The sequence below is a fragment of the uncultured Aquimarina sp. genome, assembly GCF_947492115.1.
Taxonomy (GTDB): domain Bacteria; phylum Bacteroidota; class Bacteroidia; order Flavobacteriales; family Flavobacteriaceae; genus Aquimarina.
Window position 1 is genome coordinate 578,875 of record NZ_CANLMM010000003.1, and the last position, 19,701, is coordinate 598,575.

Sequence of the window (19,701 nt, forward strand, 5' to 3'; positions counted from 1 at the left end):
TTTTTTTAAAAAGACATTTGTAAACCAAAAGTAAAAGTACGTGGTCTAGGCTGTGCTCTTACGTCTAATCCTCTGTCAAAAACAGAGTCAGCACTCGTTAAAGGTGTAAAACCAAAGAATCCTCTATTGGTTCCTAATCCACTATTGTTGGATCCAATTTCGGGGTCATAACCTGAGTAATCGGTAATAGTAAATAAGTTTTGAACATTTACGAATGCTCTGGCATTAGAAACCCATTTCTTTCCAACAAGACCGGTTAAATTATACCCTATTTCTAAGGTTTTAAGACGGAAAAAAGAACCATCCTCAACAAAGAAATCTGAAGGAAGCTGATTCCCTGCAGTATCCTGTGTGGTTACTCTAGGGAGATTGGTATTAGGATTTTCTGGAGTATAAGCATCCCTTACAATTCCTAGTTTATTGTCATCTAGGAAGAAGTATCCAAAGAATTTGGTAACATTATAAATTTCATTTCCCTGAACACCATTAAAGAAAGCGCCAAGATCCCAATTTTTATAATTTACAGAAAGATTAATACCATATGCAAAGTCTGGAGTTGGATCTCCTAAATATGTTTGATCTTCATCGTTTATAATTCCATCGTTGTTAATATCAACTCTTCTAAAATCTCCAGGTTGTAATAAAGCTCTACGATCTGGATCGTTTGCTAAAAAAGGATCATTGTCGATTTCTGCTTGGTTATTATAGATTCCATCTGTTCTGAACCCAAAGAAAAACCCAAGTGGTTGTCCAACTTCAAAACGGTTTGCTCTTAATCCTTCTTCATTATAGGATGGTCCAACAATAGGATTTGGAGAATCAGTTAGTTCATTGTCAATAGCAGAAATATTAAAGCCTACATTAAAAGTTAAATCACCACCAGTATCGTAATTATACGCAGCTTCAAATTCGAAACCTTTATTATTAATAGAAGATGCGTTCTGGAATACAGGATTCACGGATCCGTTGGAATCGGGAATTGCAACTGCTTGTATAACATCTTCATTATCTCTATTAAAGTAATCTAAACTTAATTTTAAAGCATTGTTTAATAATGAGGTATCAATACCGAAATTAATGGTTGTTGAAGTTTCAAAACTTAGTGTAGGATCTACCAAGCTCGTAATAGCAAATCCAGGAATTTGTCCTGCTGCGCCGCCAACTGTAATTGGGGAATTGGGCTCTACTACAGATTGATTAGAAAAAGGATCAACATTTTGAGATCCTAATTCTCCATATCCAGCTCTTACTTTTAGGTAATTAAAAAGCCCTTCTTGATTAAAGAAATTTTCATCACTTACGACCCATCCTGCAGAGAAGGAAGGGAAGGTCCCAGTATTAAAACCATCTGCAAATAACGAAGTTTCATCGCGTCTTACGATAGCCGTAAGTAAATACTTTTGTTTGTAATTGTAGTTAACACGTCCAAAAACGGAGAACAATTTATTATCAAAACGTCCACCACCTGAATTTATAATATTATCCGTAAACTGTGCGATATTGGTTATGTTGTTACTTGGTAGTCCTTCCGCATAAATTGCCAGTGTGTTTGTTGTAATATCTTGGCGAGCACCTCCAGCAAGAAGGTCAAAGTTATGATCACCAATACTTTTTTTGTAATTCAGTGTTGGTTCTACGTTAGTGGCATAGCGTTCTCCTCGCACTTCGGTAAGGTCATTGAGGGGATTTGCATTAACTTCACTATCTATATTACTCTGAAAAAATGTAGGTTGGAAAGTGTTTCGATAAAAACTTGTATACTCAGTTCCGAAATTAAGTTTTGCAGTAAGTCCTTCTATGATTTCATAGGAAATATTTATGTTGCCTAAGAAATTGCGTTCGATATTTTGATCGTCAACTAATTGTGCATTGGCAAATTTATTAGTTCCTCCAATTCCAAATACGGGATCACTAATCGCTTCAAAACCTCCATCGTTTTCTGGGGCAAAAGGACGAATTATAGGAACTGTTCCTCCTTGATTTCCGAAGGCATTATTTCGGGTGAATCGGTTTTCAGAAAAACCAAATGATTCTTGGATTTTTAGCTGACCTAATTTGAATTCACTATTTAAGCGAGCATTCTTTCGATTAAATTCCTCACTTATAAGAAGTCCTTCTTCATCATAATAATTGGCACTAAAAAAGTACTTAGAATTCTCACCGCCTCCAGAGATATTGAAACCAAAATCTTGAATGGTTCCCATATTGATGGTTAGATCTTGAAAATCTGTATTGATACCTGGATCCGCGATGTCACCTGGTTGACCATCGTTAATTCTTCGTTGATTAAGAAAAGCAATATATTCTGGGCCATTTAGTAGGTCCAATCTTTTAGATTGCGTGTTAACACCACTTCTTACATCTATATTTACTGTAGGACTGGCATTTTGTTTCCCTCTATTGGTAGTTACGATAATAACTCCATTAGCAGCTCTTGATCCATAGATTGCTGCAGAAGTTGCGTCTTTTAATACTTGAAGATTGACAATATCCTTAGAGTTTAGATAGTTGATATTGTCTGTAATAGTACCATCAACAACATAGAGCGGAAAAGAATTGGTTAAAGAGCTTACACCTCTAACAAATACATTGGCTGGACTACCAGGAGCACCACCGGCAGTTTCAACCTGCACTCCCGCAAGTTTTCCCTGCAAAGCGGCAGTTGGGTTCGCAGTTACTACTTGGTTAATGTCTTCGGATTTAATCTGAGATATTGCTCCCGTAACATCTCTTTTGGATTGTGATCCGTATCCAACAATAACTACTTCATCCAATGCTGCAGCATCTTCTTGTAATAGAGCATCTATTGTGGTTTGACCATTTACAGGAATTTCCTGAGCGATAAAACCAACATAGCTGAAGATAAGTATAGCATCAGGAGCTACATTGTCTAAAGTGTATTTTCCGTCAAAATCTGAAGTTGTTCCATTGGTGGTTCCTTTTACCAAGATATTTGCTCCCGGCAAAGGACCGTTAGGTTCTGTTACTGTTCCAGAAACAGTTTGTTGCGCATATATTAAGGTAGTACTTAATCCAAGCAGCAACATCATTATACGATTACATATTTTTTGCCTCATATGATTTGTGTGTTTGTTAATGATTTTCTGTCTTTTCGACAAAATTTGAGTAAAGAATATATTGTGCTATGATACTCTATGCTACTATACAAAAGTAGAATATTTATTTTTATATCAAAACTTAATTACACAATATTTTGAATTATTCGTAATTAAACGTATAAAAAATTAGATATATGAAATAGTTTAAGTTCATATTTAATAAGACATGCTAAATTTAAAAGAGAGGTGTATTCCCTTTGTAGTATGGTTCGAAAAGGAAGGTAAAACCAAAATAGATTATGGATCTATAAAGAGTTTCTTTGTCTTAAATAGGTAGGTGTAATTTCTTTGATAGGATTGCCTTCTTTTACAAAATGAGCAGCTTTTTTTGCCATTAGCGTAAAATCGGTGGAGATCGTAGTGATACCTCCAAAGGCAATTTCTTTCACAATATTATCATCATGAGCAAGAATACCAATATCTGCTCCAATTCGATACTCCATTTTTCGAGCATCTTTTAAAACCTTCCACAGTTGAGTATCACTGATAGAAAAGTAGGCAGTACTTTTCTTAAGTGTATTCGGTTCATAACTATCTAATACAATTCCATTGATTTGATAATTATCAACATATCTATTAAAAGCTGCTAAAATCTCTGGAGGGAAGTCAGAATTTTTTTTAAAGAATAACACAAATCTGTCATACTTTTTTATCTGTGGAGTAAGTTCTTCTAATTTTTGATAGGTAATATCTTCAAATTCCTGCGAAACATAAGAATAGTCTTTAGGCATTTTTAGGTAACGATCCACAATTAATAATCGATCTGATGGAATCTGCTTTAGCATGGCAGGAACTTCTTTTTCTTGTATCGGGGCGATTACATACATTCCGTATTTACGAGATATATTGTCTAAGATTGTTTTAAATAAACTAAGATTATTATGATGAAAGAAGACATCAATATGGTATTTTTTACCAAGTTCTTTTCTAAAGGTATTGTAAAAATCTTCTTGAAAACTATGAAATGCAAATAAAATCAATGCTACTTTTAGGGTAACATTCGTTTCTTCACTAATAATATAATAACCTTTTAGATTTTTGGATTCTACAAGCCCTCTTTCCTTTAGCTCAGTATATGCTTTTACAAAAGTTTTTCGTGCATATCCGACTTCTGCAACCATTTCATTAATAGAAGGAAGTTTATCTCCTACTTTCAATACCCCAGCATCAATTGCATCTATAATACCGTTCACAATTTGCTCGTGTTTTGATAAGCTATTGATATCTTGTAGATCGTATATTTTTTGAAGTAATGGAGACATAATTATAGTAAGCTTCTGATACGTATAAAATTAAACTTAATTCATAGATTCCAAAAATTTTACTTGTTGGATTAGTTTTTGTTATAGGTATCTAAGCTTCATTACTTCTCACTTACAAGAAGAATTGATTATTGAAGTTTATGTATCTAGAAAGTAAAAACTACTATTATAAAATTTTAGCAACCTCTTGATTTACAAACTCAAGAAATCTTTCGTCTTTTTCTGTAAACGGATCTGGAGTTTCCGAATCTATATCTATTTGACCAATATTTTCACCATCCTTAAACAGGGGAATTACGATTTCGGATTTTACTGTAAAGCTACAAGCAATATAATTATCCTGAGCTTGAACATCGGGAACAACAAAATTCTCATTCGATACTGCTACTTGTCCACAGATTCCTTTTCCAAAAGGTATTATTTCATGATCTGTTGGCTCACCAACATAGGTACGAAGCTTTAATTCCTCCTTATCACCATTTCTAAAATAGAAACCAACCCAATCATAATAATCAATATGATCATTCAGTAATTTACATACTTCATGAAGGCGATCGGTTACATTTTTTTCTGAATTATCAAGTATATTAACAACTTCTGGCTTTAATTTTTCAAATGGCATTCCTTACAATTTTTCCGGCTAAAATATCTAAAATATTTAAGATTGACAGATTTTTAGAATGGTATTGTTTTGTTAAAAGTTTCTAAGGGAAATGTAAAAAAACAGCAATTCTTTAAATATTATGTATTTTTGTTTTATCAATGAAAAATATTTTTCAGAAAATATCATCTCTTTTATTAGCATCTTTAGTGCTTATTTCTACGTTTTCTTTTACTGTAGAGAAACACTATTGCGGTCGTTTCTTAGTGGATGTAGCAGTATATTCAAAAGCCAAAGATTGTGGTATGGATATGATGAACCATGACGATTCATCAGATAATCATGTGAAAAAAAAATCCTGTTGTAAAGACGAAATAATAGTTTTAGAAGGTCAGGATGAACTCAAAGTATCATTTGATCAATTAGAATTTTCTGATCAATTATTTATAACTTCTTTCTTTTATTCTTTTGCAGATCTTTTCCTTTTGCAAAAGGAAAAAGCATTTATTCCAAAAGAGTATTCTCCTCCCGAAAGGTATAAGGACATACAAATCTTATTCGAGACTTTTTTAATTTGATTTAGACTGTTATTGTTTGTTGGACAAAACTAGGTTTTGTTTGATACGAATCTTTGGTTGTTTTATAGCAAGCAAATAAAACTGATAATAGACTAAATTATATATGTATGCTTAACAAATGGATTAAGTTTTTTATAGAAAATAAATTTATAGCGTTACTACTTCTGTTTATTTTTATAGGCTTTGGGTTGGTATATTCTCCTTTTTCTTCGGATTTAGACGTCTTGCCAACCGATCCCATATCTGTAGACGCAATTCCCGATATAGGGGAGAATCAACAAATCGTTTTTACAGAATGGAAAGGAAGATCCCCACAAGATATAGAGGATCAAATAACATACCCTTTAACGAGTGCTTTATTAGGAGTTCCTGGTGTTAAAACCATTCGTAGCTCTTCTATGTTTGGAGTGTCTTATGTATATATCATTTTTGAAGAGGATGTAGAGTTTTATTGGAGTCGTAGTCGCATTTTGGAAAAACTAAACTCTCTACCTAATGGCTTATTACCTTTTGGAGTTCAACCTTCTTTGGGGCCTGATGCTACAGGTTTAGGGCAGATATTTTGGTATACGTTAGAAGGAAGAGACGTAGATGGTAACGTAACAGGTGGTTGGGATCTGCAGGAATTAAGAAGTATTCAGGACTATTATGTTAAATATGCTTTATCCTCGTCTTCTGGCGTTGCAGAAGTAGCTTCTATAGGTGGATATGTGCAAGAATACCAAATTGATGTAAATCCTGAATTGCTAAAACAATATTCCATAGAATTACAAGAGGTTGTGAACGCGGTTAAAGAAAGCAATCGTGATATAGGAGCACAAACTTTGGAAATTAATCAAGCAGAATATTTTGTCCGAGGCTTAGGATATATTAAGTCAATAACTGATTTAGAAAATGCGGTAGTGCGTTCTAAAGATTATGTGTCTATCCGTATAAAAGACATTGCAAAGATTTCACTTGGACCAGCTTCAAGACGCGGTATCTTAGATAAGGAAGGAGCAGAGGTTGTTGGAGGTGTAGTAGTAGCAAGATATGGTGCTAATCCAATGGAAGTAATAAGTAATGTAAAGAACAAAATACAAGAACTAAGTTCTGGATTACCGTCAAAAACACTAAAAGATGGAAGAACTTCTCAGTTAACCATTGTGCCTTTTTATGATAGATCTGAATTGATAAAAGAGACGTTATGGACATTAAAAGATGCTTTAACGCTGGAGGTACTAATTACCATACTCGTAGTGTTAATGATGCTACTGAACTTACGTGCCTCTATCTTGATTTCGACCTTATTACCTGTGGCAGTTTTAATGGTTTTTATCATGATGAAAATTTGTAAGGTAGATGCTAATATTGTAGCCCTATCAGGTATAGCAATTGCTATTGGTACTATGGTTGACGTTGGAGTCATACTTTCAGAAAATATTATTAGACATATTAAGAGGAATAAGGGCGAATTACCTGTGAATACAGTTGTTTATAATGCCACTACAGAGGTGTCAAGCGCAATTTTAACCGCTGTATTAACAACGATTATAAGCTTTGTGCCTGTTTTTATGTTGATAGGGGCAGAAGGAAAACTTTTTAGACCATTGGCTTTCACCAAAACCATGGCACTAATTGCGGCTATTGTAATTGCATTGTTCTTAATACCTCCTTTTGCAGCGTTTTTGTTTAAAAAACGTTCCATAACAAAAGGAATAAATTATCTAATTCAATTTGGTCTTATTATACTAGGTTTAGTAAGTGTTTTTAATAATTTGTATTTGGGTATAGTGCTTATTGTCTTTGGCCTCGTTCAAATACTTTACAGCACAGAAAAGATTTCAAAAAAAACCACAAATAACATCTATATCCTTATTTCTGGGATTACGGTTGCTTTTCTGTTAGCTATACATTGGAGACCTCTTGGAATTGATAAAAGTGTTTTTTGGAATTTGATTTTTGTTGTGCTCTTATGTGCAGGTCTACTAGGAAGTTTCTTTCTGTTTCAGAAGTATTATGTTCGTATATTGAACTGGGCACTTCGTAATAAGCTATTGTTTATGTCGTTGCCGATAACGATTGTAATTTGTGGGGTTATTATTTTTCAATCTTTAGGCAAAGAGTTTATGCCTTCTCTTAATGAAGGAACGTTCCTTTTAATGCCTACTTCATTGCCGCATGCTGGAGCCGATGAAAATAAAAGAGTGCTGCAACAACTTGATATGGCAGTAGCAAACATTCCAGAGATAGCAACAGTAGTTGGTAAGGCAGGAAGAGTGAACTCTGCACTTGATCCAGCTCCCTTATCGATGTATGAGAATGTTATCATCTATAAACCTGAGTTTGCTACAAATGCAGAAGGAAAACCACAAAGGTTTAAAATAAATAATGACGGACTTTTCGAATTAAAAAATGGTAGTTTTGTTGCCAGCCCCAATGCAACAAAAGAACAACTAATTCCTGATAAGGATGGAGCATTTTATAGAAATTGGAGAGCCCATATAAAATCCCCCGATGATATTTGGGAAGAGATCACCAAAGTAACCAAATTACCAGGAGTTACATCTGCTCCAAAATTACAACCTATAGAAACCAGATTAGTGATGCTTCAAACAGGAATGCGATCACCGATGGGAATAAAAATACAAGGGCAAGATCAAAAATTAATAGAGAGTTTTGGATTGCAATTAGAAACTGTTTTAAAAGAAGTTAAAGGAATTAAAACGGAGACAGTTTTTGCTGATAGAGTAGTTGGTAAACCTTATCTTTTGATAGAGCTCGATAGAAATCGTATAGCCAAGTATGGAATATCTGTAGAAAAGGTTCAAAAAGAGCTGGAAGTTGCTTTAGGAGGTAAAAAAATCTCACAAACGGTAGAAGGTAGAGAACGATATGATATCAGAGTTAGATACCCTAGAGAACTAAGAGCTAATCCAGAGGATATAAAGAATATATATATTCCAATTCAGCAAGGCACTTCAGTTCCTTTAAGTGAACTAGTAACAATTAGATATGAAAAAGGCCCTGAGGCTATAAAAAGTGAAGATACTTTTTTAGTCAGTTATGTGTTGTTTGATAAAGTAGATGAGTATGCAGAAGTAGATGTCATACAAAATGCAAAAAAAGTGTTGCAGGAGAAGATAAATAGTGGTGAATTAATAAAACCAAAAGGAATCAATTATAAGTTTACTGGAACTTATGAAAATCAACTACGTTCGGAAAAATCACTTTCTATTATTGTTCCTTTAACCTTACTTAGTATTTTCTTGATCTTGTATTTTCAGTTTAGGTCTATAACAACTTCTCTGATGGTGTTTATGGGGGTTATCGTATCTTTTGCAGGAGGTTTTTTAATGATTTGGTTATATGGTCAAGGTTGGTTTTTGGATATTGATATATTTGGTGATAATCTAAGATCTTTGTTTCAAATACAGAAGATAAACCTAAGTGTAGCTGTATGGGTTGGTTTTATTGCATTGTTTGGAATTGCTACCGATGACGGAGTTATTATGGCAACATATCTAACACAGACTTTTAAGAAAAATCATCCTACAACTATCAAAGCAATTCATGAGTCTGTCATACAAGCTGGTGAAAAACGAATACGACCTTGTTTGATGACGACAGCAACTACCATTTTGGCGTTGCTTCCAATACTAACATCAACAGGAAGAGGAAGTGATATTATGATACCAATGGCGATTCCGAGTTTTGGTGGAATGTTTATCGCTTTGATTACCTTGTTTGTAGTGCCAATTTTATTTAGTTGGCAACAAGAATTTGTATTAAAAAAAGAAAATAGGTTAAATGAAAAAAACGCATAAAAAGAATAAAATGAATTTAGGAAAGATAACTTTTTTTCAAAATATGATTCCTTGGATAACTCTCAAAACATTTATAAGTTGTGGTTTGTTGTTTTTATTCTTTCAAGAGGTAAAATCGCAAACGCTTCAGGATTATATTAAAGAAGCAAAAGAAAATAATCCCGAGTTGAAAGCCTTTCGGAATGCCTTAAAAGTTAGTAAAGAAAGAGTTAATGAGGTAGGAGGATTACCAAATACAACTATCGGAACAGGGTATTTTGTGAGTGAACCAGAAACTAGAACAGGTGCACAAAAAGCAAAGTTTAGTGCACAACAGCGTATACCTTGGTTTGGTACTATCAAAGCTAGAAAGGAAACAGCATCTCTAGAGAGTGAGGTTTCTAAGAATGAACTAGAAATTGCGATTAGAAAAATTACCTTACAAGTAGAGCAAGCGTATTACAATTTATATGAGCTAAAAGCAAGACAAAATGTATTGACTAAACAAGAAGAATTGTTAGACACCTATATAGAGATTGCGCTTAAGGAAGTTGAAAATAATAGAGCTTCAACCATAGATGTATTAAAACTAAATATTGCGAAAAATAATCTTCAAAACGAAAAGGAAATTTTAAAGGGTGAAATTCTTACTTCAGAAACTGTTATGAATCAACTTTTGCATAGAGATGGTTTTGATCCATTAATTGTCCCAGATAATCTTTTTATTCCGGATGAAGAACCAACCATGATGTTAGATGATATTACGTTTCATCCAGAATTAATGACCTACGATTTTTTGAATGATTTGTTAGATAAAAAAGAAGATGTGAATACTAAAGAAGCCTTACCATCAATTGGAGTAGGTTTGGATTATGTCATAGTCGAAGAACGACCAAATATTGATTTTTCGGATAACGGAAAAGATATAGTAATGCCTTCTTTATCACTCTCGATACCTATTTTTTCCAAAAAACATTCTTCTAGATCTAAACAATACGAACTTCAAAAAGAAGAGGTGTATCAAAAAAGAGAAGCTTCGCAAAATAGTTTAGAAAATATGATGGAAAAGGCAATAAATAATAGAATTACAGCGCGAATTAATTATGATACTCAGCAAAAAAATATCGAACAAGCAAAACAAGCCGAGCAAATTATTGTATCAGGTTATGAAACTACCCAGTTAGATTTTGAAGAAATACTGGATGTACAGCAAATGCTATTGAATTTCGAAAACGAGAAAGTGAAAGCAATAGCTCAATATTTTAAACAAACAGCAATTTTAAATTATTTAAGATAATATAAACCCTTAATATAAAATATAGTCATGAACAGAATAACGTATAAAGTATTAGCGCTCGTAATAATAGGACTTATGATTTCCTGTGCAAAAGATAAAAAAGAATCAACAAAAAACATAGAAGATACTCCTATAAAGGAAGAAGTAAGTGTAAAAGAGGATAAAGATCTGGATCTTACATCATCAAAAAGCGAAGTGGTTTTTAGCGATGAAAAAATTACCAAATTGTATAATCAATATCTTTTGTTAAAAAAACAATTAGTGAACTCAAAATCAAAATTAGTACAAAAAGAAGCTAAGAAATTAGGGGAGTTGATAGATGATTCGGATGAAAATAAACAATTAAAGGCAACTGCAAAGCTTATTTCTCTCACGAAAGAGATTAAAAAGCAGAGAGATTTTTTTGTTACGCTAACAGAAGAAACTGAAAAAATAATAGGTGGAGCGACTATAACCTCTGGAAAAGTGTATAAGCAGTTTTGCCCGATGGCTTTCGGAGGAAATGGAGGATATTGGTTGTCTAATTCTGATGAAGTTCGTAATCCTTATTACGGGAATGAGATGCTTATTTGTGGTAAAGTAGATACAACCATACAGTAAAAACCATAAAATGCTTTTTTGCGGAGTTAGGAGGATAAATTTTTAAATGATTACCAAAATTTAAAAGTGTGAAAGTAAAGTATCATATAGAAGGGATGACCTGTAATGGATGTCGAACTCAAGTAGAACAAATACTGAATTCGTTAGCTGAGGTAAAAGAAGCCCACGTACATCTTGAAACGAGAGAAGCATCTTTAGTTTTGCATAAGCCTTTGGATATTGATAAGGTATTAAAAGAGATGCCTAAAAAGTACACCATAACTGAAAAGAAAGAAGATAAGTCAAATGCTAATCATATTGTTGCAACGGAAAAGACAAAAACCAGGCAGTTATTTCCTCTTTTTTTAATTCTGGGGTATATAACAATGGCATCAATATTATTGAATTATAAACAATGGGATGCTGATAATTTTATGATGGATTTCATGGGATTATTCTATATTGTATTTAGCTTTTTTAAGCTATTGGATTTATTAGGGTTTGCTAAATCTTTTGCGATGTATGATCCGCTCGCAAATAAGCTTTCCTCTTATGCTTGGGTATATCCCTTTATCGAAATTGGTTTAGGGCTGATGTTCCTGATGCGATTTAATATTCAGATAGCTTTATTAGTTACGATAGTAGTTTTAGGTATTACCACATTTGGAGTAACAAAAGTTTTATTGGATAAAAAGAGTATTCAATGTGCATGTTTAGGAACAGCATTAAAGCTACCCATGACGAAAGCTACATTTATAGAAAACGCTATCATGCTTGTTATGGCATTTTTAATGCTTTTTAATAGGTAATATATGGTTAAAAGAAAAACAGCAATATGGATTAGAAAAGCACATCGCTACTTAGGATTGTTTCTTGGAATCCAGTTTTTGATGTGGACAATAAGTGGATTGTATTTCAGTTGGACGGATATTGATGAAATACATGGAGATCATTTTAAAAAAGAGCAGAAAAAGATAGTTCATAGCAATTTAAAAGGGTTGGATATTATTACTTCTAGAATGGAAGTTTCTGCATTGGAACTGAGAACGATTGCTAATAAACCATATTATTGGATTAATGATAGTATTCTGGTAGATGCATCATCTGGATCTATAAAGCCAGAAATTTCTGAGGAAGAAGCCTTAAAAGTTGCAGAAATGCATATGCGTGACGATTTACAAGTAATCTCGGTCGATTATATAACTGAAGTCGATAAGCATCATGAATATAGAGGTAGGTCTTTACCAGCCTATGTGATTAATTATGATCATCCCGAAAATGTAAAAGCGTATGTAGCAGCTTTAGACGGATCATTTCAGCGAGTACGACATCAATCTTGGAGATGGTTTGATTTTTTATGGATGACACATACTATGGATTACGAAGGGAGAGATGATTTTAATACATCAGTATTACGAATCTTTTCTCTATTAGGACTTATCACAGTAATAAGTGGCTTTGTATTGTGGTATGTCTCATCTAGTACGATTAGAAGAATGATAAAAAAATAATTATGGAGAAGAAAAGTGCCATTTATTTGATAGTAGTAATGTTTATTGGAGTTGGAATAGGGTATCTACTTTTTGGAAGCTCCTCCCACTCGAACTCGGATCATGCTCATGATGAAAATACTGAAGTGGCTGATCAAATTTGGACGTGTTCCATGCACCCTCAGATTAAGCAATCAGAAGCTGGTGATTGTCCAATATGTGGAATGGATTTAATTCCTACTACAAATATGACAGCTGATTTGGATATAAATCAATTTAGAATGACAGAAAATGCTATGGCATTAGCTAATATTCAAACATCTATTGTAGGAGATGGAAGTGAGAACTCCCAAGAGATAAGACTATCTGGTAAGATTGAAGAAAATGAAGAAGAGACAACAGTGCAGGTTACCCATTTTACAGGTAGGATTGAAAAACTTTTGGTAAATGCAATCGGAGAAAAAATAGCTAAAGGACAAAGAATTGCTCTAATTTATTCTCCAGAACTAGTGGCTGCACAACAAGAATTATTAACTGCTGCAAAGCTTAAAGAACAGCAACCTGAATTGTATAAAGCAGTAAGAAATAAATTAAAACTTAGAAAGCTATCGGAGAACCAAATTAATCAAATAGAATCTTCGGGTAATATTATGGAAATGTTCCCCTTGCATGCGCAAGTTTCAGGGATAGTTTCTGAAAAAATGGTCGAGGAAGGTAATCATATAGAAAGAGGACAAGTATTGTATAAGCTTTCAAATTTGAATACGGTATGGGCGAATTTTGATGTGTACGAAAATCAGATTTCTTTAATACAAAAAGGACAAGAGGTCAATGTGATTACCAATGCATATCCAGATACTACTATAAAAGCAAAAATTTCCTTTATAGATCCAATTCTTAATAAAGTTTCCAGAACGGTTAGTGCTAGAGCTGTATTAACTAATAAAGATGCTGTGTTTAAGCCAGGAATGTTTATTGAGGGAGTTATTACTGTCTCTAATAACAATGATGAAAAGGATAACATAATAGTCCCTAAAAGTGCGGTGCTTTGGACTGGGAAACGCTCATTAGTATATGTGAAAAAGGAGGCTATAACACCAGTTTTTGAAATGAGAGAAGTAGTATTAGGGAACTCGAATAGTGATTCCTACCAGATCTTGTCTGGATTACAGAAAGGAGAGGAAATAGTTACTAATGGAACCTTTACTGTAGATGCTGCGGCACAATTACAAGGAAAAAAATCAATGATGAAATTAGGAATCAATCAAAGTGATTCTACAAAAGATATAGATTTTGAAAAAGTCTCAATATCCGTTGATTTTAGAAAATTGTTCAATCAAGCATTGTTGTCTTATTTTAGTCTCAAAGATGCGCTGGTGGCTAGTGATGCGAATCTTTCTGCCACTTTTTCGGAGAAAATGTTATCCCAATTAAAGAATCTAAATATTTCAGAATTGCCAGATGATGAGTTAGAGTATCTACAAAACCTTAAAAAGCATTTACAAGGTATTTCTGATAAAGAAGAGCTAATACATCAAAGAGCTCATTTTAAAGATCTGAATGAAAATTTAAATCGTCTAATCCATAAAATCGGGAATACTACTCAAACAATCTACATACAAAAATGTCCTATGGCTAATGATAATAAAGGAGCCATTTGGTTAAGTAAAGAAAAAGAAGTTAGAAACCCATATTTTGGTGATGCAATGCTTGCTTGCGGTAGTGTAATCAACACTTTAGAGCACTTGTAGCTTACTTAGAATTATTATGTTTAAAGCTTTGATTTGTAAAATAATACAATTTTATTTTAATGGTTAAGCAAAACGACGTATCTTTAATTTAGGGAAATATTGGATTACGTTTTTTAAGAGATTACAGTTATTACTAATTGTGCATTATGTTTTTACAGAAAAGGCATTAAATGCGCAACGATTTTTTATGTGATACTCAAGCAAATAAATGTGATCAGAAAAGATTGGGAATATGATTAAAAAACTACTTTTTATTACATTTTTATCCTTACTATTTTCATGTAAGGAGACGCCTGTACAGACAGTGACTAGTGCGAGTACACTAGCCTTGTTAGAAAAATCTAAAGCTATTCAGTTACGAGCAGAGAGAGTCGAACAACATATGAAAGTTTGGCAAGATTCTTTGGATCGATTCGGAAGTTCAGAGAAGTCTAAAGTACAGTTTAAAGACGATGAATTTGTAAATATAGAAGAGCTTTCTAACTTTTTTGTATTGGATATGAAATATGCTACAGAGGATAACTTTCTTAAAAAGGCGGTGTATTCTTGTGCTAAATGTTTTGTAAGAGGAGTTGTAGCAAAAGCATTGATTAATGCCAATAAGGATTTTATGGAAAAAGGATATAGAATCAAGCTTTTTGATTGCTATCGCCCTCATAGTGTACAAAAGAAAATGTGGGAAATATTTCCTAATCCAGGTTATGTGGCAGACCCCAAAGGAGGATCAATTCATAATAAAGGAGCTGCGGTAGATATTACGTTAACAGATTTACAAGGAAATCAATTAGATATGGGTACTGATTTTGATCATTTTGGGAAAGAAGCACATCATTCTTATAGAGCGTTGTCAGATGAAATCCTTGCTAATCGTAAGTTGCTAAAAGAAACTATGGAAAAGCATGGTTTTTCTACCATACGTACCGAATGGTGGCACTATAATTTTAAAAACAAAAAGTTTAAGATTGCTGATTTTAAATGGAAGTGTGGTTAGGACATAACTGCTAACAACAACATCCGCATAAAGCGGATGTCGTACGAGCACAATTATAAAATCGGAAAAAATTAGAATTGTTCAGTTTCTGTGTTTGTTAGCCAACTCTTTCAAATAATAGTTGAAATTAGTTTACGGTCAGAAACATATCATCTATCTATAAGTATTTATAGGCTTGTGTGGTCAAGAATTCTTCAAATCTCTCATCAGTTACTAGTTTATAGAAAATCTGAACTGCATTTTGATAATTTTTACCATTAAAAAGATCTGTTCCAGCTTGTTTCTCCACAGTTTTTAATTCATCTTCAAAAAGCATATGGAACATGTTGGAGTTCAATCGTAAACCATTGTCTAGTTTCACCTCATTTTTAAGCCATTGCCAGATCTGAGTTCTACTGATTTCAGCTGTTGCTGCATCTTCCATTAAATCATACAATGCGACAGCACCATTTCCTCCTAACCAGGTAGCGATATAATGAATACCAACATTGATATTTTCTCGAATTCCTCTCTCGGTGATCGTTCCCTGTGGGATTTCTAAAAGATCCTCTTCTGTAACAACTACATCATTTCTTTTTACATCTAACTGATTAGCTTCAGGCATGTGCATATCAAAAACCTGCATAGCTAAAGGAACTAGTCCAGGATGTGCTACCCAAGTTCCATCATGACCATTCTTTACTTCACGTTCTTTATCTGCTTTCACTTTTGCAAAAGCCTGATTGTTTCGCTCTTCGTCATTTTTGATCGGAATTTGAGCTGCCATACCGCCAATGGCTAGTATATTTCTTTTGTGACACCTTTGGATCACTCTTTTGCTATATGCATCCATAAATGGACTGGTCATCGTAACCTGAGCTCTATCTGGAACTACGAAATCTTTATGATTTCTCAATTTTTTGATATAACTGAATATATAATCCCATCTACCACAGTTAAGTCCTACGATATGCTCTTTTAAAGCATAAATAATTTCATCTAGTTGAAAACTTGCTGTAATCGTTTCTATTAAAACAGTTACTTTAATCGTAGCATGCTCTAATCCTAAGTATTCTTCTGTGAAATCAATTACATCATTCCACCAAATTGCTTCTGTAAAATGCTCCAATTTTGGAATGTAATAGTAAGGCGCAGTACCATTTTCTTTTAATCGCTCATTATTATGAAATACATAAAGAGCAAAGTCGAATATAGAAGCACTAATTTCTTTACCTTCAATTAATAAGTGTTTTTCATTAAGGTGTAAACCTCTTGGACGTACAATTAAGGTAGCAACTTCTTCATTAAGTTGATAGGTTTTGTCTTTTTTAGGATTATAAAACGAAATAGTTTTGTTGACGGCGTCCTTCAGGTTTTTTTGACCTTGTAAGCAGTTTTCCCATAATGGAGCATTACTGTCTTCAAAATCTGCCATAAATGTTTTGGCACCTGAGTTTAACGCGTTGATGACCATTTTTCTGTCCACCGGACCGGTAATTTCTACCCTACGATCCTGAAGATCGGCTGGAATAGGAGCGGCGCACCACTCGCTATTACGGATCTCTTTCGTGTTTTCCGGAAAAGCTGGATAAGTTTCTAAATCAAACAACTGCTGTTGCTGTTCTCTGTTTCTTAAAAGTTCTAATCGTCTTTCGTCAAAACGATTATGCAAAGCCTCTAAAAAAGTTAAAGCACCATCCGTTAGAATTTCTGGATGATAATTTTTCACCTCTTTTGTAAAGCTAATTTTCTGACTTAGGTTTGTTTGAGTTTCCATAACTATATCGTTTGAGTGAACAATATTAAAAAAAAGTTTTTGATAAAACAAGCGAACGTTCGCTAAATGTGAATTTTTTGTTTTTGAAAATTTTCGCAGAAATCCCTACTTTTGGTTTTATGGCAATAGCAGAAGAATATATTAGACTTATTTTTGGTCTGAAAATCAAGCAGATACGAACAGATAAGGATTTATCACTTTTTGGTTTATCTAAATTAAGTGGATTGTCTAAATCGTATTTAAATGAAATAGAAAAAGGAAAAAAATATCCGAAAACGGATAAAATTATAAAACTAGCTGAAACTTTAGAGGTGCCTTATGATAGTTTGGTTTCTCTAAAGTTGGATAAAAATCTTGCGCCTATTGGAGAGATTTTGCAATCCGGAATTTTGGATGAAATACCACTTGAATTATTTGGCATTCAGCAAAGTGATCTTATTGATATCATTGCAAACGCACCTTCTAAAGTAAATGCTTTTATTAGTACTATTATAGAAATAGCGCAGCATTATAATATGAGTAGAGAGGGGTTTTACCTAGCTTCTCTACGATCTTATCAAGAAGCACATAATAACTTTTTCAAGGATCTAGAGGATACAGCAGTGCGTTTTGCAAATTCATATCAGTTGGATTTATCTGGTAACATAGGAGCAGCAGAATTAGAAGAAATCCTGATAGAAGAATATGGATATACCATAAATACAAAAGGAATACCGAAACAGGAAGAACTAGATAATTTGAGATCAGTGTTTGTTCCTACAACAAAAACATTGTTATTATCGGATAGAGTAGATGAGCCTCAAAAAACGTTTATCTATGCAAAAGAATTGGGGTATCAGTATATGAAAATTACCGAAAGGCCTTACACTTTCTCATGGATACGTTATGATAATTTCGAAGAGGTGTTACATAATTTCTATGCGTCCTATTTTGCTGGAGCACTTATTATTCCGAGAAATCATCTCAAGGAGCATCTCAAGGAATTGTTTAGCGGAAAGAAATTTTCTGAAGATGCATTTCATAAGATAATGAAGTTGTATAATGCTTCACCAGAATCGTTTTATCAGCGTTTAACCAATGTATTGCCAAAGGATTTTGGAATGCAAAATGTGTTCTTTTTAAGATTTACACATAAGAAAGGAATTGAACGATTTAATTTAGTAAAAGAATTACATATTACCCATCAACAACAGCCACATGCTAATGAGATCAATGAGCATTATTGTAGAAGGTGGATGGCAATTAAAACTTTGCAGAGGACTGCTAATAATGATCTGCCATATTCATTTGATATACAGATATCAGATTATGCAGATACGGATCAGCAATATTTAGTGTTTACTTCGGCAACCAAAGATCCATTTAGAAAAGACTACTACCGTAGTATAGGAATAGGTTTTCTAATCTCTAATGCCTTAGAAAAGAAGATCAGCTTTGTAAACGATTCTAAAATACCAAAAGTAAAGGTAGGTGTTACCTGCGAATCGTGTTCTATTGCAGATTGCGAAGTAAGAAAAGCACCTCCAAAACGTTTGTTGTCGAAAGAAAGGTTTAGAAGAACTTCTCAGTTAGTAGCGGATATAGTTAAAGAGTATTCTTAATCTTATCAACTACAAAACATGAATAATACCTTTTTTGTAGAACACGAAAAACGAGGTAAATACATACAACTATCCAATACGAAAGCTTTTGTTTTTGATAAAGGAGAAGGAGTTCCTATTGTTTTCTTTCATGGTGTTCCCGCATCGTCATTTTTATATAGAAAAATCATCAATACGATTGCTAATCATGGAGTGCGAGGTGTTTCTTTTGACTTGTTAGGAATGGGATTGTCTGATAGACCATTGGATTATGATTATAGTTGGACAGGTCTTGGGAATTGGTCGGTAGAGGTTATAGAAAAATTAAAATTAAAGAAATTTCATGTAGTACTTCATGATATTGGCGGTCCTGTGGGGAGTGAAGTGATTTCTAAAATGCAAGATCGAATTTTATCAGTAACTATTTTAAATACACTTTTGGTAAACTTACCTCAATTTAGGAAACCATTCCCGATGGGATTTTTTCCGATACTAGGAGTTGGGGAGTTATTTATTGCAACTACAACACCCTTTTTATTACAAAAGCTAATGCATCTTAGAGGGGTTTATAGAAAAGAAGCTTTTGGGATTGAAGTGGCTAAAACATACCTTCAGTTTTTAAAAGGGAAAGATAAAGCCAGGTCTTTTTTAAAAATAATGAGAAGTTTTGAACCTACTTCGGAAAAGGAGAATTTGTATATATCATCCTTAAAAAATCTTGATGTTCCTAAACAATTAATTTGGGGTATGAATGATAAAGGACTTACCTATGAAAAGTATGGTGTTCCGATTAAAAAAGCTTTAGAAATTGAAAAAATAACAAAAACAGAGGGATCTCATTTTTTACAAGAAGACTTTTCAGAAATAATAGCAGCTAAACTGTTAGAGTTGGTACAGCAAGCATAGTTATAC

General features: G+C 33.4%; 14 protein-coding genes. 10 read left to right on the top strand and 4 right to left on the bottom strand.

Annotation, left to right across the window (positions count from 1 at the left end; all coding sequences use genetic code 11):
- Window positions 1-5 precede the first annotated feature (5 nt).
- The 3 genes from Q1A73_RS11915 to Q1A73_RS11925 form a co-directional block, all read right to left on the bottom strand.
- Entirely contained in the window at window positions 6-3,077 is a 3,072-nt protein-coding gene (locus Q1A73_RS11915) for a TonB-dependent receptor (protein WP_299605757.1), read from the bottom strand.
- Window positions 3,078-3,364: 287 nt separating this feature from the next.
- On the bottom strand, window positions 3,365-4,381 hold the full coding sequence (locus tag Q1A73_RS11920; RefSeq protein WP_299605759.1) for a GntR family transcriptional regulator: 1,017 nt from the start codon (window positions 4,379-4,381) through the stop codon (window positions 3,365-3,367).
- A 166-nt stretch (window positions 4,382-4,547) separates the two neighbouring features.
- Window positions 4,548-5,003, bottom strand: coding sequence for a GAF domain-containing protein (locus Q1A73_RS11925; RefSeq protein ID WP_299605761.1), 456 nt, complete (start codon window positions 5,001-5,003; stop codon window positions 4,548-4,550).
- A 140-nt stretch (window positions 5,004-5,143) separates the two neighbouring features.
- Between Q1A73_RS11925 and Q1A73_RS11930 the strand changes: the two genes are divergently transcribed.
- The 8 genes from Q1A73_RS11930 to Q1A73_RS11965 all read left to right on the top strand — a co-directional run bounded on the left by Q1A73_RS11930 (window position 5,144) and on the right by Q1A73_RS11965 (window position 15,453).
- Window positions 5,144-5,560, top strand: a complete 417-nt coding sequence (locus Q1A73_RS11930; RefSeq protein WP_299605763.1) for a hypothetical protein — start codon at window positions 5,144-5,146, stop codon at window positions 5,558-5,560.
- A 107-nt stretch (window positions 5,561-5,667) separates the two neighbouring features.
- Window positions 5,668-9,366, top strand: a complete 3,699-nt coding sequence (locus tag Q1A73_RS11935; protein ID WP_299605765.1) for an efflux RND transporter permease subunit — start codon at window positions 5,668-5,670, stop codon at window positions 9,364-9,366.
- Complete coding sequence (locus Q1A73_RS11940; protein ID WP_299605767.1) at window positions 9,350-10,642, top strand: TolC family protein; 1,293 nt, start codon at window positions 9,350-9,352, stop codon at window positions 10,640-10,642. Before Q1A73_RS11935 ends, Q1A73_RS11940 begins: the two co-directional genes overlap by 17 nt.
- Before the next feature lie 27 nt (window positions 10,643-10,669).
- Window positions 10,670-11,242, top strand: coding sequence for a DUF3347 domain-containing protein (locus tag Q1A73_RS11945; RefSeq protein ID WP_299605769.1), 573 nt, complete (start codon window positions 10,670-10,672; stop codon window positions 11,240-11,242).
- 68 nt (window positions 11,243-11,310) lie between these two features.
- Window positions 11,311-12,030: a MauE/DoxX family redox-associated membrane protein gene (locus Q1A73_RS11950; RefSeq protein WP_299605772.1), complete on the top strand. Its 720-nt coding sequence runs from the start codon at window positions 11,311-11,313 to the stop codon at window positions 12,028-12,030.
- A 3-nt stretch (window positions 12,031-12,033) separates the two neighbouring features.
- Window positions 12,034-12,732: a PepSY domain-containing protein gene (locus Q1A73_RS11955; protein ID WP_299605775.1), complete on the top strand. Its 699-nt coding sequence runs from the start codon at window positions 12,034-12,036 to the stop codon at window positions 12,730-12,732.
- Between the two features lie 2 nt (window positions 12,733-12,734).
- Window positions 12,735-14,462, top strand: coding sequence for an efflux RND transporter periplasmic adaptor subunit (locus Q1A73_RS11960; protein WP_299605778.1), 1,728 nt, complete (start codon window positions 12,735-12,737; stop codon window positions 14,460-14,462).
- A 232-nt stretch (window positions 14,463-14,694) separates the two neighbouring features.
- Window positions 14,695-15,453: a M15 family metallopeptidase gene (locus tag Q1A73_RS11965; RefSeq protein WP_299605780.1), complete on the top strand. Its 759-nt coding sequence runs from the start codon at window positions 14,695-14,697 to the stop codon at window positions 15,451-15,453.
- 157 nt (window positions 15,454-15,610) lie between these two features.
- Here the strand turns inward: Q1A73_RS11965 and aceB are convergent, their stop codons facing one another.
- Window positions 15,611-17,209, bottom strand: a complete 1,599-nt coding sequence (aceB, locus tag Q1A73_RS11970) for a malate synthase A (protein ID WP_299605782.1) — start codon at window positions 17,207-17,209, stop codon at window positions 15,611-15,613.
- Window positions 17,210-17,328: 119 nt separating this feature from the next.
- Here aceB and Q1A73_RS11975 point away from each other — a divergent pair, with 119 nt between their 5' ends.
- Entirely contained in the window at window positions 17,329-18,810 is a 1,482-nt protein-coding gene (locus tag Q1A73_RS11975) for an XRE family transcriptional regulator (protein WP_299606354.1), read from the top strand.
- Window positions 18,811-18,828: 18 nt separating this feature from the next.
- Window positions 18,829-19,695 carry an alpha/beta hydrolase gene (locus tag Q1A73_RS11980; RefSeq protein ID WP_299605785.1) on the top strand — a complete coding sequence of 289 codons (867 nt, stop codon included), beginning with the start codon at window positions 18,829-18,831 and terminating at the stop codon, window positions 19,693-19,695.
- Window positions 19,696-19,701 lie beyond the last annotated feature (6 nt).